General features: G+C 46.1%; 12 protein-coding genes and 1 pseudogene. 7 read left to right on the top strand and 6 right to left on the bottom strand.

Annotated features, from left to right (window positions below; genetic code table 11):
- The 3 genes and pseudogenes from B9J84_RS06750 to B9J84_RS06740 form a co-directional block, all read right to left on the bottom strand.
- A pseudogene (locus B9J84_RS06750) lies at positions 1–345 on the bottom strand (ABC transporter); the annotation flags it as partial.
- A gap of 197 nt (positions 346–542) precedes the next feature.
- Positions 543–1,574: an L-threonine 3-dehydrogenase gene (gene tdh, locus B9J84_RS06745; protein ID WP_094123815.1), complete on the bottom strand. Its 1,032-nt coding sequence runs from the start codon at positions 1,572–1,574 to the stop codon at positions 543–545.
- Entirely contained in the window at positions 1,571–2,767 is a 1,197-nt protein-coding gene (locus B9J84_RS06740) for a glycine C-acetyltransferase (protein ID WP_010318537.1), read from the bottom strand. The genes tdh and B9J84_RS06740 overlap by 4 nt, the downstream gene beginning before the upstream one ends.
- A gap of 175 nt (positions 2,768–2,942) precedes the next feature.
- Here B9J84_RS06740 and B9J84_RS06735 point away from each other — a divergent pair, with 175 nt between their 5' ends.
- Positions 2,943–3,866, top strand: a complete 924-nt coding sequence (locus B9J84_RS06735) for a LysR family transcriptional regulator (protein ID WP_094123814.1) — start codon at positions 2,943–2,945, stop codon at positions 3,864–3,866.
- Positions 3,867–3,875: 9 nt separating this feature from the next.
- A complete protein-coding gene (locus B9J84_RS06730) occupies positions 3,876–4,259 on the top strand; it encodes a VOC family protein (protein ID WP_017048477.1) in 384 nt (127 codons plus the stop codon).
- Between the two features lie 43 nt (positions 4,260–4,302).
- On the opposite strand, the gene B9J84_RS06725 is transcribed toward B9J84_RS06730, so the two are convergent.
- On the bottom strand, positions 4,303–4,668 hold the full coding sequence (locus B9J84_RS06725; protein WP_026028259.1) for a hypothetical protein: 366 nt from the start codon (positions 4,666–4,668) through the stop codon (positions 4,303–4,305).
- Between the two features lie 344 nt (positions 4,669–5,012).
- Here B9J84_RS06725 and uhpT point away from each other — a divergent pair, with 344 nt between their 5' ends.
- From uhpT to B9J84_RS06705, 4 genes are all read left to right on the top strand, one after another.
- Complete coding sequence (uhpT, locus tag B9J84_RS06720) at positions 5,013–6,407, top strand: hexose-6-phosphate:phosphate antiporter (RefSeq protein ID WP_017048964.1); 1,395 nt, start codon at positions 5,013–5,015, stop codon at positions 6,405–6,407.
- Positions 6,408–6,602: 195 nt separating this feature from the next.
- The gene (gene uhpA / locus B9J84_RS06715) at positions 6,603–7,208 is read left to right on the top strand and encodes a transcriptional regulator UhpA (RefSeq protein WP_026028260.1); all 606 of its coding nucleotides are present in this window, start codon (positions 6,603–6,605) and stop codon (positions 7,206–7,208) included.
- The gene (gene uhpB, locus B9J84_RS06710) at positions 7,208–8,743 is read left to right on the top strand and encodes a signal transduction histidine-protein kinase/phosphatase UhpB (RefSeq protein ID WP_094123813.1); all 1,536 of its coding nucleotides are present in this window, start codon (positions 7,208–7,210) and stop codon (positions 8,741–8,743) included. The genes uhpA and uhpB overlap by 1 nt, the downstream gene beginning before the upstream one ends.
- Positions 8,744–8,762: 19 nt before the next feature.
- On the top strand, positions 8,763–10,097 hold the full coding sequence (locus B9J84_RS06705) for an MFS transporter (RefSeq protein WP_017046044.1): 1,335 nt from the start codon (positions 8,763–8,765) through the stop codon (positions 10,095–10,097).
- 45 nt (positions 10,098–10,142) lie between these two features.
- On the opposite strand, the gene B9J84_RS06700 is transcribed toward B9J84_RS06705, so the two are convergent.
- The gene (locus tag B9J84_RS06700; RefSeq protein WP_013868020.1) at positions 10,143–10,529 is read right to left on the bottom strand and encodes a cytochrome b562; all 387 of its coding nucleotides are present in this window, start codon (positions 10,527–10,529) and stop codon (positions 10,143–10,145) included.
- A gap of 97 nt (positions 10,530–10,626) precedes the next feature.
- Positions 10,627–11,370: a phosphatase gene (locus tag B9J84_RS06695; RefSeq protein ID WP_013868021.1), complete on the bottom strand. Its 744-nt coding sequence runs from the start codon at positions 11,368–11,370 to the stop codon at positions 10,627–10,629.
- A gap of 189 nt (positions 11,371–11,559) precedes the next feature.
- Between B9J84_RS06695 and B9J84_RS06690 the strand changes: the two genes are divergently transcribed.
- On the top strand, positions 11,560–14,296 hold a 2,737-nt coding region (locus B9J84_RS06690), incomplete at its 3' end, for an HD domain-containing phosphohydrolase (protein WP_404206486.1).

Below are 14,296 nucleotides of genomic sequence, written 5' to 3'. Positions count from 1 at the left end.
ATTTTCAACAAACCCAAGTGGACCTAAACCAATCGAGTTAGAAAAGAGAATATCTTTAGATTCAAATAAGTATTCTGGAAAATATCCTGCATACTGAGCATCATTAGTCGCTAAGTATACAGCCCTCTCCCAAGGATAAAATTCAACTTTAAGTTCATGCCCCATAGCTTGAATCGCAGCAGAGACAACCGCAATCGAGGCTCCATTTTGCATAAGTTTGGGTGATGAATAAGGCGGCCATTCAAGTGAGGTAAGCGTTAACACATCAGCTTTGACCGAGAATGATGAAAATTGACTAACTAGCAATAGCGCACAGCCAGCTAGCGACGGTTTAAGAAGTTGCATGAATAGTTTCCTTTCTGAGGTGTATTTCCATTTAGCATAGTTAAGCTTTGAAAATTTACGAAAAATTTCGTGAAAGGAGCAAAAGAGATAGATTCGATAGTGCCAATTAGATCAGGGATAACAATTAAACTTCGTAATAGAAATTTATAGAATAAAGGGGCTAAAAAGCCCCTTCATGGTGTTAGTAGATTAGTGAGTTACTGCCAATCAAGGATAACTTTGCCAGAAAGCCCGCTGCGCATAGCATCGAAGCCCGTTTGGAAGTCATCAATTTTGTAATGGTGAGTAATGATAGGCGTTAAATCGAGGCCAGATTGGATCAGGCTCGCCATCTTATACCAAGTTTCGAACATTTCACGGCCATAGATACCTTTGATCACCAAACCTTTGAAGATCACTTGGTTCCAATCGATCGCCATATCTGAAGGTGGGATACCTAATAAAGCAATACGACCACCGTGATTCATGGTTTTCAGCATAGAACTAAAGGCACTTGGTACGCCTGACATTTCAAGGCCGACGTCAAAACCTTCCGTCATGCCAAGTTCACTCATGACCTCTTCTAACTTTTGTTCCGCAACATTCACGGCGCGTGTCACGCCCATTTTGCGTGCAAGTTCAAGGCGATATTCGTTGACATCGGTGATCACCACATGGCGCGCACCAACGTGTTTCGCCACTGCGGCCGCCATGATACCGATTGGACCAGCACCAGTGATCAGCACATCTTCACCGACTAAATCAAATGACAATGCAGTATGTACAGCGTTACCAAATGGGTCAAAAATCGAGGCTAGATCATCGGAAATACCATCTGGGATCTTGAAAGCATTAAACGCAGGGATAACTAAGTATTCAGAAAATGCACCAGTGCGGTTCACACCAACACCCACAGTATTACGACATAAGTGAGTACGACCACCACGGCAATTTCGACAATGGCCGCAAGTAATATGACCTTCGCCAGACACGCGATCACCTAATTCAAAACCGCGAACTTCTTGACCAATGCCAACCACTTCACCGACGTATTCATGGCCAACCACCATTGGCACTGGGATGGTTTTTTGTGACCACTCATCCCAGTTATAGATGTGAACATCGGTGCCACAAATCGCGGTTTTCTTAATTTTAATCAGCAGATCGTTGTGACCAAGTTCAGGCATTGACACTTCGGTCATCCAAATGCCTTGCTCTGGTTTGAGTTTGGATAATGCTTTAATTTTCATTTAATGAGCCCCATTTCTTGGCCAACAGCAATAAACGCATCAATGGCGTGGTCGAGTTGCTCGCGGCTATGCGCGGCTGACATTTGTGTACGAATACGAGCTTGGCCTTTGGGCACAACAGGGAACGAGAAACCAACAACATAAATGCCCTTAGCTAATGCTCGTTCTGCAAACTCTGCTGCAACGATAGCATCGCCGAGCATAATCGGGATGATGGCGTGATCCGCCCCCCCCATAGTGAACCCCGCGCCTTCCATACGAGTACGGAAGTGCGCGGCGTTATCCCAAAGTTGGTCGCGAAGCGCAGCGCTTTCTGCCAGTAAATCCAGCACGCGAATCGATGCTGCAACAATCGCTGGCGCAACCGAATTAGAGAACAAATAAGGACGTGAACGTTGACGAAGCCAATCAATAACTTCTTTCTTGCCTGAAGTGTAACCGCCGGATGCGCCGCCCATGGCTTTACCAAGTGTGCCAGTGATGATATCAATACGGTCAATCACATCATGGTATTCATGCGTGCCACGGCCATTTGCACCCATAAATCCAACCGCGTGAGAATCATCCACCATCACTAAGGCGTTGTATTTATCCGCCAAGTCACAGATGGCAGGCAAGTTAGCCACTACACCGTCCATTGAGAATACGCCATCCGTTACGATGAGCTTATTACGAGCACCCGCCGCATCGGCTGCGATCAACTGCTGTTCTAACTCTTCCATGTTGTTGTTGGAGTAACGAAAACGCATTGCTTTACATAAACGCACACCATCAATGATTGAGGCATGGTTCAACGCGTCAGAGATAATCGCGTCTTCTTTATCTAAAATAGTTTCAAATAAACCGGTGTTTGCATCAAAGCATGAGGTGTAAAGAATCGTATCTTCTTTACCTAAGAATTGAGAGAGCTTCTGTTCCAGTTGCTTATGAATATCTTGCGTACCACAGATGAAACGTACCGAAGCCATACCAAAGCCGTGACTGTCCATGCCTTGCTTCGCCGCTTCAACCAGCGCAGGGTGATTAGCCAAACCAAGGTAGTTGTTGGCACAGAAGTTCAACACTTCTTCACCAGTAGAAATTTCGACCGCCGCTTGTTGCTGCGAGGTAATCACACGTTCAGATTTATACAGACCTTCCGCTTTGATTTCCTCAAGCTGGTTTTGGATCTGTTGATAAAATGCAGAAGACATTGCTACGTCCTTATTTTTATATAGCGCAATAGCTATGGTGTAGGGCAGCCTAAACGAAAAATAGACCCTTCATTTACACTGTAAAATTGCTTAATGGTATTTTAGTTGATCCCATTTACGACTATTATCCCATGACATGGAAAACCATTCGTGAACTTCAGGCACAAATACAATTATGATCACGCATCGTCTTATCGCCCTGCTGCCTGATTTAGCGGCTTTCATTCTCGTCGTCAATGAAGGTAGCTTTACGGCAGCCGCTCAAAAGCTGGGGGTAACACCTTCGGCATTAAGTAAATTGATTACCCGTTTAGAACAAGCACTATCAGTGAAGTTATTTGAGCGAACCACGCGCCAGCTCTTAATCACTCAGGCAGGAAAGCGCGTTTATGATCAAAGTTTGTTGATGGTCAACGCTGCGCAGCAAGCGGTTGAGCTTTCCACCTCTGACCACACCGAACCTGCAGGTGCACTCACTGTTGCGGCACCTGAAGCATTTTTGAATTCAGTTCTGCAACCCCTTGTGCTTCCTTTTCTAACTCAATACCCTGAAATTCAACTTAAGCTGAGAGCTGCAGATGGTGCGATCGATTTATTCAAACACAATATTGATGTGGCGTTTAAACTGACTGATAAGCCAGATGAAAACTTGGTACTGCGTGAAATTGGCAAAACCCACTTAGTGTTGTGCGCCAGCCCAGAATATATAGCGGCCAGAGGCGCGCCCACACACCCTATCGAATTAACGGATCACGACTGCTTGTATCTTGCCGAAACCGAGCGTGACCATCTCTGGGATTTTCATAAAGAAGATGAGTTCCATACAGTGGCCGTCTCAGGCCGCTATGCAGTAAACCACTCACAAATGCGTTTGAACGGCGTGAAAAATGGCTTAGGTATCGGTATCTTCCATGATTTTGTCATTCAGCAAGCGCTCGTTGAAGGCAGCGTCGTCCGGCTATTAGCCGATTGGACGATCAAAAGTAATTACTACGGCTCAATTGCCATGCAATATCCGCAAACCAAGTACATGCCAGCAAGGTTGCGGGTGTTCATTGATTACGTCACTGAACATTTGGTCAGCCAACTCAACAAATAAAGGGTAATCATGCTAAAACGAATCCACCACGCGGCAATTATTTGTTCAGACTACGCACGTTCCAAAGCGTTTTATACTCAGATCTTAGGGCTGCCTGTTATTGCTGAAAATTACCGCGCCGCTCGCGATTCATACAAGCTGGATCTTGCTCTGCCCGATGGCGGACAAATTGAGCTGTTCTCATTTCCAAATACACCACCAAGACCAAGCTTCCCTGAAGCTCAAGGGCTACGACATTTAGCGTTTGTGGTGGGCAGTGTCAGTGAAGTCAAAGCGTATTTAGAGGAAAAAGGCGTCATCGTCGAGCCCATCCGCGTTGATGAGTTCACTGGTCGCGAATACACATTTTTCGCCGACCCAGATGGTTTACCGTTAGAGCTTTATTCTGAATAGTGAATAGTGAATAGTGAATAGTGGAAGGAATCAAGGCTATTTTCTAACGCCAGTACAACAGATTAAATAATGGTGGCGCACGAGGAACTTGTTTTTCAAATCGTACACTTAGAGCCAAAAAAGTGTAGCTATCTGAAACAAACAAGTTCAGTCGTGTCAGTAAAGGTGTCGTTGGAAGTGAATCTTGATGAAAGGTGGAGAAATGAGCAAAGGGACAGGGTTTCGTATGCTGTGTCTGTACTTTTCCCTCTTCAATTTGAACCAGCTCAAAACCATTAATGGTGCACAGTGTGGCCCAAACCCCCGCCGTATTGCCATGCGCGTTTATTACAGGCATAAGCGACACCAACACCCAACTGAGCGCGCTGGTGAGCAACATTATTCTGTTAAAACGGTTTAGGCGAATCATAGCAACACTCAATTTTTTCTTGTCGACACTATATAACGCAATGATAAAAATAACAGTGCGGCAGCGCTAAAAACTTAACAAATACCCTCAAGTTCGCTACAAATCGTTAGCTTAAAGACGACGTTTCAAGATGCATATCAATGTGACTCCATTCACGCTTTGTCTATCAATCCACCCAAACTAGGAAATATTCCTAACTCAGTTAGGCCATGCCCTCAAGTCAATCGCCAAGCCGATTTTTACAATCACTCTATGATGCAGCCAGACGGTTGCTAGCCATTCGACTCTGGTGTGAATTGACTGACAGCAGAGATTTCTTTGACGTGATTTTCTAAGGATTTCACATGCTAAAACTTTTGCAACAGGTTCGGCTACCGACCCTCGATCTCCCCGCAGCAGAACGCCGTAAAATGTGGTTCAAACCATTTTTACAATCATACCTTGTGGTGTTTATTGGCTACATGGCGATGTATTTAGTGCGCAAAAACTTCAACGTTGCACAAAACGATATGATTTCAACCTACGGCTTGTCGATGACACAGCTAGGGCTGATTGGTCTTGGTTTCTCCATCACTTACGGGATTGGTAAGACAGTGGTCTCTTACTACGCCGATGGCAAGAACACGAAACAGTTCCTACCTTTTATGCTGATCCTTTCTGGTATTGCAATGCTTGGATTTAGCATGAGCATGGGCGGTTCAAGCGTCAGCATTTTCTTAATGGTTGCTTTTTATGCGCTAAGCGGTTTTTTCCAAAGTACTGGTGGGCCATCAAGCTACTCCACTATCACCAAATGGACGCCCAAAAATAAACGCGGCACCTACTTGGGTTTATGGAATATGTCGCACAATGTCGGCGGCGCAGGTGCGGCAGGCGTAGCACTGTTTGGTGCAAACTATCTCTTTAATGGTCACGTTGTGGGCATGTTTGTGTTCCCGTCGATCATCGCATTAGTGGTGGGTTTCATTGGTTTGCGTTACGGTAGTGACTCTCCTGAAGCATACGGTTTAGGTACGGTCGAAGAGTTGTTTGATGAAGCGGTCAGTGAGGAAGATATTGCCGCGGAAGAAAACCAAATGACCAAACGTGAGATCTTTGTTGAATACATTTTGAAAAACAAAGTAATTTGGTTACTCTGCTTTGCCAACATCTTCCTCTACATCGTGCGTATCGGCATCGACCAGTGGTCTACTGTGTATGCCTATCAAGAACTTGGTTTGTCAAAAGAAGCGGCCATTTCAGGCTTCACTCTCTTTGAAGTGGGCGCATTAGTCGGCACTTTAATGTGGGGTTATCTGTCCGATCTTGCTAATGGCCGCCGTGCTTTGGTCGCCTGTGTATCTCTGGGACTCATCATTGTTGCGCTCGAATTCTATCAGCACGCCACCAGCGAGTTTATGTATCTCGGGTCACTGTTTGTTCTAGGTTTCCTTGTTTTTGGCCCACAATTACTGATTGGTGTCGCTGCGGTTGGCTTTGTGCCGAAAAAAGCGATCAGTGTCGCCGATGGCGTTAAGGGCACTTTTGCTTACTTAATTGGTGATAGCTTTGCCAAACTTGGCCTAGGTATGATCGCCGACGGTACACCGATTTTTGGCCTCACCGGCTGGAAGGGCACCTTTGCTGCGCTCGACACTTCAGCGATGATCTGTATCGTACTGCTGATTTTTGTCGCGATCGCAGAAGAGCGTAAGATCCGCCATGAGAAAAGGCTAAAGCTGGCCGCAGCTGCCGCTTAGCTCCCAGCAAAATCAAACGCGATATTCTCTTTTATGAGTGTGTCGCGTTTTATTGTGCCACCCCTTCCTTTTTGACGCGCTAGACTCCTCTACAATGGCATCCATAGCAAAGGGATATATTGCTTGTTTAATTGTCTCTGTGGCGTTAGTTTAAGCTCCCTTTTTACTCAGGCAATATAAACAGCGGGGATTGTGATGATCAAAGTAGCACTAGTGGATGACCATATCGTGGTACGTTCAGGCTTTGCCCAACTCATGAACCTTGAAGACGATATCCAAGTGGTCGGCCAATTTAGCTCGGCGGCCGAAGCGCGCGCAGGGCTTCCCGGCACAGGGGCAAACGTCTGTATTCTTGATATTTCAATGCCTGATGAAAGCGGGCTGTCGCTGCTTCAAGATCTACCCTCTGGGATAGCATGCATTATGCTGAGCGTTCACGATTCCGCGGCCATGGTCGAAAAAGCCTTGGAGGCTGGAGCAAGAGGCTACTTAAGCAAACGTTGTAGCCCAGATGAACTTATCCAAGCCGTACGAACCAGCGCCCATGGTGGTTGCTACTTAACACCCGATATTGCGCTTAAACTCACCTCTCCCAAGCGCGAGGCAAAGCTATTAGCACAGTTGACCAAACGTGAGCGGCAAATCAGTGAAATGCTGGCTGCCGGGCTGGATGTGAAAGCGGTCGCCAATGAGCTTGGACTTAGCCACAAAACCATTCATGTCCATCGCGCCAATGCCATGGATAAGTTAGGTGTGAGCAATAACGTGGCCTTAGCGAAATATTTTTCTGACTCATTCTAATGCCACGCTATTTTATTACATCACTCTGCGCTTGGTTTCTGCTCTCTTGCAGTTGGTTTTGCTTGTGGGTTATCGCCTACTATTTTGTCAACGATCCGGAACTGGCGATCTTCTTCTTTCCTTTTGCTCTGCGTTTAGGCACTGCACTGCACAGTCCACAACGTTACTGGCCCGCGATTTATGGTGCAGAATGGTGGCTGACGATTGCGCTCGCCATGCTAATGGAACAACCTCAATGGCTGACAGTACTCGCCGCCAGTATCGCAACGCTGCCCTTAAACCTGCTCGCCCAGCGCTACTACCACGGAAGTCAGTGGCGTCGCTTTATTGTGATGGGCGGGTTGATCCTCGCCAGCGCTATCGTTAATACGCTGGCCACCACCTACCACGGCCATGCCGCGTCAATGGTGATGTTAGTCAGCATCACAGCTGGCTTAATGATTGTGCCAAGCTGCTATTTGATATGGAATTATCTTTTCCAAAGCACTTGGGTTCCACTGACGGCGAACTTAGTCTCTCGTCATATCGAATTTCGCACGCGTCACGTCTTACTCTACTCTTTACTATTTATTTTAAGCATTGCGCTGCAAATTGGTTTACCTGATGAGCTTCGGCGTTTTGCGCCATTTTGTTTAGCCATCCCGATCATTTTGCTCGCTTTTCGCTACGGCTGGCAAGGTGCATTGCTCGGCACTCTGCTCAATAGCATTGCATTGATCGCGGCTCGTAGTGGTGTCTCTAATATGGAAGTCACTGATCTCCTGCTCTCTCTTTCAGCACAAAGCTTAACCGGCATTTTGCTGGGAATGGGTGTGCAGCGACAAAGAGATCTCAACACCAAGCTGCGCCAACAGCTTGATCGTAACCAAAATTTGTCCCGCCAATTAGTCAAAGCTGAAGAATCTGTTCGGCGCGATATTGCTCGCGAGCTGCACGATGAGATCGGTCAAAATATTACCGCTATCCGTACTCAAGCCAGCATTATTCAACGCGTCGAATCTCAGCCCGTCACCAGCCATTGTGCTAAAACCATTGAGTCTCTCTCTTTAAATGTTTATGACACAACTAAAAGTTTGCTGACCCGTTTACGCCCCAAAACCTTAGATGATTTAGGCCTAGTCGAAGCACTGGATCAACTGCTGCGTGACCTTGAATTTGAGACGCACGGCATTCAAACCCAAGTGGTTTGGACGGGGAATTCAACCACTCAACTGCAAAAGTTAAGTGATGCCACCAAGGTGACCCTTTATCGATTGTGCCAAGAGGCGCTCAATAATGCCTTGAAATACGCAGAAGCTAGCCACATTGTGATTGAGTTTTCGTTGGCAAGTGATGTCACACTGCGCATTCACGATGATGGCATCGGTTTCAAAGCACAAGCGCAGCTGAACGGCTTTGGTTTACGGGGGATGCGTGAGCGAGTCGAGGCATTGGGTGGCCACTTTCAGATTATTAGCCACTGTCAGTCTACAACAGCCAACCACGATCTAAGCGAGAATGGCACTCAGCTTACCGTCACACTGCCCCACTTATAATCGTGGAATATAAAGCACTATGATAAATTTTCTACGCTCTCAACCACCGAAACCGCTTCTTGCATCAGCGCAGGAGGTTAATCAGCAGTACCGTTATTGGCGCTTTCACATCATGATGGCGATGTATGTCGGTTATGCGCTTTTCTACTTCACGCGTAAAAGTTTGAATTACGCCATGCCCGCGATGATTGCTGACCTCGGTTTAGATAAGAGTGATATTGGCATCATGGGCACGTTGTTTTACATCACCTATGGTATCTCAAAATTTCTGTCTGGAATTTTGTCGGACCGCTCCAACCCGCGCTATTTTATGGGCCTAGGGTTAATGGCAACGGGTTTTATCAATATTCTGTTTGGCTTTTCAAGCTCAATCAGTATGTTCATCTTACTCTGGGTGCTCAATGCTTGGTTCCAAGGTTGGGGATGGCCTTCTTGCTCTAAACTCCTGACAACTTGGTATTCGCGCTCTGAACGTGGTTTTTGGTGGGCGTTATGGAATACCGCTCATAACGTGGGGGGCGCGTTGATCCCATTACTGGTTGGCTTTCTCACTTTCCATTTTAGTTGGCGCGAAGGTTTTATTGTACCGGGCTGTTTAGCCGTTATTGGTGGGGTTTTCTTATGTTGGCGGTTGCGTGATAAACCAATGACCCAAGGTTTACCCAGTGTTGGTCAATGGCGTAATGACGCCCTTGAACTGGCGCAAGAAAATGAAGGCCTCGGCCTTAGCACTAAACAGATCTTGCACAAATATGTGTTAGGAAATAAGTACATTTGGTTACTCGCCTTGAGCTATGTACTGGTCTACATAGTGCGTACTGCCATCAATGATTGGGGAAATATCTACCTTACCGAGCAACAAGGCTATGATTTGATCACGGCTAATGGCGCGCTTTCGCTGTTTGAAGTCGGTGGGTTTATTGGATCGTTAGTCGCAGGCTGGGGCTCAGACAAACTGTTTGGCGGCAACCGTGGGCCAATGAACCTGATTTTTTCAATGGGCATTTTTCTTTCGGTGGCAGCGCTGTGGCTGATGCCGTTAACGGGGTTTGTATTCCAAGCCGCTGGCTTTTTTACGATTGGCTTTTTTGTCTTTGGCCCACAAATGTTAATTGGTATGGCCGCCGCGGAGTGTTCTCACAAAGATTCGGCTGGCGCAGCAACTGGGTTTGTGGGGTTATTTGCGTATATGGGCGCAGCGCTCGCCGGTTACCCGTTAGCCATTATTGTCGAGCAATTCGAATGGCGAGGTTTTTTTGTCACCATTTCTGTTTGCGCCGCTGTGATCGGCTTACTACTGCTGCCTTTCTTACAAGCTCAGTTTTCAGGCAGCGACCACCCCACGAACCATTGAACGTTATAACCAATCCAACGTTATCGTGAGGGGCCACAAAGCTGATTAACCAAATAAGCGCTTCCAGATACTTGGGTTACGCTGCTCGTGGTATTCAACACGCAGTTCGTCTACCGTCCGCAGCGTTTGTTGAGCTTGCTCTAAATTTCCTTGCTCAAGATCCACTTCGATTTTGTCTAATGCCACTGAAAGCTTATTAAACCCTTCTAAATAGAGATCTTGCTTCTCCGGTGGATAATTTCCTCGTTTTGACTCTTCAACCAATTGACTTAATCTCTCAATGGGTGCTTGCATTGTTTCAACGCTGGTCGCTTCTGCCGCTTGTTTAAATTCAAGCTTCATTTGTTTCATGTTCTGTTTTAAGTCAACATTAGCCGCCGACACGCTAGCCGCAAATAATGCGCAAGCTGTTAATATCATTATTTTTTTCATAATTATTTCTTTTTATTCTGGCAAGAAGTGCCAAGTTTAATGGATCTCAAGATAAAAGAGGGACAAATTTTTGTCATTTTTATGACCTCTTTACGGCTTATAGTGTTTGATATTCTGCGATCGCTTTTCGCCCGCGCAGTGCTAAAAAGGCCAGAAACTGCTCGACACTGTGCGTAATCACTTTCTCAGCAGCAATACCAACGTTCTCAAGCAGTTCACTGGCCAGTTGAAGTTGGCCGATATCTTGACAAAAATGAGCATCGCTGCCAGTGGTAACATAAGCACCATGCGCTTTCGCCACCTTAGCAATTTCATAACAGCGATCGACACTCCCTACCCTGCTGTGTCCTTTTAAGGTGCTGTTATTAATTTCTATCGCAACGTGATGCTGGGCGGCGCAGGCGATCACCTCATCAAAATCAAAATCGAAATTAGGGTTACCTAAGTGCCCTAGCGCATCCACTCGTCCACCTTTAATCACATTGATTAACGCTTCGGTATGCGCCGCTTTATCGGCAGGCTGAAATACGGGCTCATGAAAACTGGCGATAACCCAATCTAAGTTTTGGTCAACCGAAGGGTGAACATCAATCTCGCCAGCACGATTCATGATGTTGGACTCAATGCCTCGGATAATGGCAACACCGTCTAAAAAGCGCGGCAAAATACGTTGATTGGAGAAGAACCAATAATGCGGCGCTCCAGGCATCGACTGCGCATGATCGGTTGTGCAAAACATTGCCAATCCATTTTCTTTAGCTGAACGCGCGTTTTCAATAAGCGTGCTGTAAGCGTGACCACTTGCATAAGTGTGAGTATGAGTATCAACGACAAGATTCATTTTAATTATTCCATTCCAACAGCGATGCTTCAGTGTAACAGCCTCGCTGATAGCACTTCAATCTAAGGGCGATATATTCACCATATCGACACTTTCTGACCGGATGAAAACACACCGATGTGAAATGGTTTTTTGCAACTTACCCACATTGAACAATACTTAGCAATGTCATCCAATTCGGAGTTGGTTATGAAACGACGTCGTTACTCACTGAGCATTCACATTACGAGTCTCTTTTTAGTGCTCGCCATGGTGATCGGCATTGTATTGATTGGCATAAGTTATCACCATAGTCAGCAACTACTGACGGTAAGTGCACAAGGATTAAGTAGCGAAAACAGCAAAAAACTGGAATCAGCATTTAAACAAAGTGCCGCACCTATCTTGACTACGCTCGATTTTTTAGCTTTTAGTAACGTAATTGATCAACCGGATAAAGTCATCTCGGACCCACGCCAACTCGCCACCGTTTGGCTGACCTTCCAACGTAATCCACAGTTGGTCGCGCTCTATTATTGTGACGAAGCTGGAGCTTGTACTACATTTCGCTCGCTGAGCTTTGATAAAGCCAAACAGCGTTTTGATGCCCCCGCGCAAGCTCAGCTATTGGCCCATTACACTCAAGTTGATGGCACTAACCGCTTTATCTATTTAGACCAGAACCTTGAAAGCCTGCTCGACAAACAAGATAACAATAATAAATTTGATCCTCGCGTGCGTCCTTGGTTTACCTCGGCAAGTCAAGATGGCGCGATACGCTTAACGGAACCTTATTTCTTTTTCTTCCTACAAACGAGTGGCGTCACACTGTCACGTAGATCGGCCGATGGAAAGAGTGTGCTTGGCGCCGATTTCACGCTTGACTCACTGTCAAAACAGATGAGTACGATGGGTTTTTCTGACAGTGCTCAGCTCATTTTGTTCGATAATCAATTTAGACCACTCGCCCAACACAATACTAAGTTCGAGCTACAACAAGATCCCTCACAGATTGCACAGCAGCTACAGCAAAGTACTTTTGCACCAATATTGAATCGGGTCAGCAGCCAAACTTTGTATGAAACGGTCAATATGAATGGCACAACGTGGTCGGTGACGTTAACGCCGGTACTTTTAAACGACAATGTACGCTTGTTGCTGGCAGAAGCGGTACCGCAAGACGATTTGATCGCAGATTTGCTCTCGATGCGAGATCAGCAGATTTTTGTCGCGTTAATCATGCTCGCTATCGCTTTTGCAGTAGTTGGTTTTGTGGCGCAAAGGCTCGCCAGCCCTTTAGGTAACCTAGTGCAATTGACCGACAACATCACGCGCTTTGAATTTAAAAAGACACGCTACCCAAAAAGCCGGATCCGCGAAGTTGCCAATTTAACCCAATCGATAGAGCTCATGGAGCATACACTGCACGACTTGCTGCGACTATTACGCGAAACCGCCAGCAACCAAGAATTCGGTGTGTTAGCCAAAACGATTACCCATCAAAGCTATTTGATCACTCGAGCTGAAACTATTTTGCTCTACACTTATGCCAACGAAAATAACCAATTTATCACCGCAGCAAACCACGCCATCATTCCCTTTAAGCTTGATATCAACCAGTTGTCTCAAGAGATGCCGTGGCTACTTTCTGAACTGCGCAAAGGCCAAACGGTTCATTTATCTAAAACCGATAATTCGATGCGTAAGCATAAAGATGAGCTGTATAATTCTGATCTTTATCTTTTCCCACTGCTCAACCGAGACAAGCAGTTAGTTGGCGTATTAAACCTAGGCTACGAACGGGCCATCACTCCCGATCAGCAAGACAAACATGCATTTTTAAGAGAGCTGCTCAGTTTTGCCGAAATCGCTAAAGACAATATCGACAAAATGCAACGGCAAAAGGAGATGCTCAACTCGTTTATTGAATTGATCGCATCAGCCATTGATACCAAATCCCCTTACACGGGCGGCCATTGTCAGCGAGTTCCTGAATTAACAAAAATGATCACTAAAGCGGCGGAAAACGATCGCACCTATTTCCCACAATTTTCCATGACCAATGAAGAGTGGGAAGAGCTCACTCTCGCCGCTTGGCTGCATGATTGTGGAAAAGTGACCACGCCTGAATATGTGATTGATAAAGCGACCAAATTAGAAACGATCTACGACAGAATTCACGAAATTAGAATGCGTTTTGAGCTGCTCAAATGTCAAGCTGAAACGGACTACTGGCAAGGTGTTGCGCAGGGTAAGAACGAGCCAGATCTCAAGCAGCAGTTGCTGACGAACCAACAAATCCTCGATGAGGAATTTGCTTTCGTCGCGCAATGTAATATTGGCAGTGAGTTTATGAGCGATGATGACCTTTCCCGCTTAGAGCGAATTGCGCAAAGAGAGTGGAAACGGACTTTGGATGATCGACTCGGTACTTCTTGGATAGAGAACCAACGTGCAGGAGAGTCAAAACCATTGCCAGCTATGGAGCGCTTACTGGATGATAAACCCGTACATCAGTTGCAGTGGATAGAGGGTTGTCGCCCACAAGATCTGTGGCAAGAAAGCTTTATTTTACAGCCGGGAGAACTGCGTTATAACCGAGGTGAGCTCTATAACTTGTCCATTCGCCGTGGCACGCTCACTAACGAAGAACGCTTTATGATTAATGATCACATTGTGCAAACTATCATGATGCTCAAGCGGCTACCTTATCCTGAACATATGAAAAACGTTCCTGATATTGCAGGAAGCCACCATGAACGAATGGATGGCGCGGGTTATCCAAGAGGTTTAAATGAAGAGCAGCTTTCGATCCCCGCTCGAGTGATGGCAATAGCCGATGTGTTTGAAGCACTGACTTCTAGCGATCGCCCCTATAAAAAGGCCAAAACGCTCAGCGAATCGATCGCGATCATGACCACCATGGCCACCACAGGCCATATTGATC

The sequence above is a fragment of the Vibrio sp. V03_P4A6T147 genome, assembly GCF_002241085.1.
In the GTDB taxonomy this organism is placed as follows: Bacteria; Pseudomonadota; Gammaproteobacteria; order Enterobacterales; family Vibrionaceae; genus Vibrio; species Vibrio anguillarum.
The sequence above is the reverse complement of the archived record's forward strand: the minus strand, read 5'-3'. Positions and strand labels throughout refer to the sequence as shown.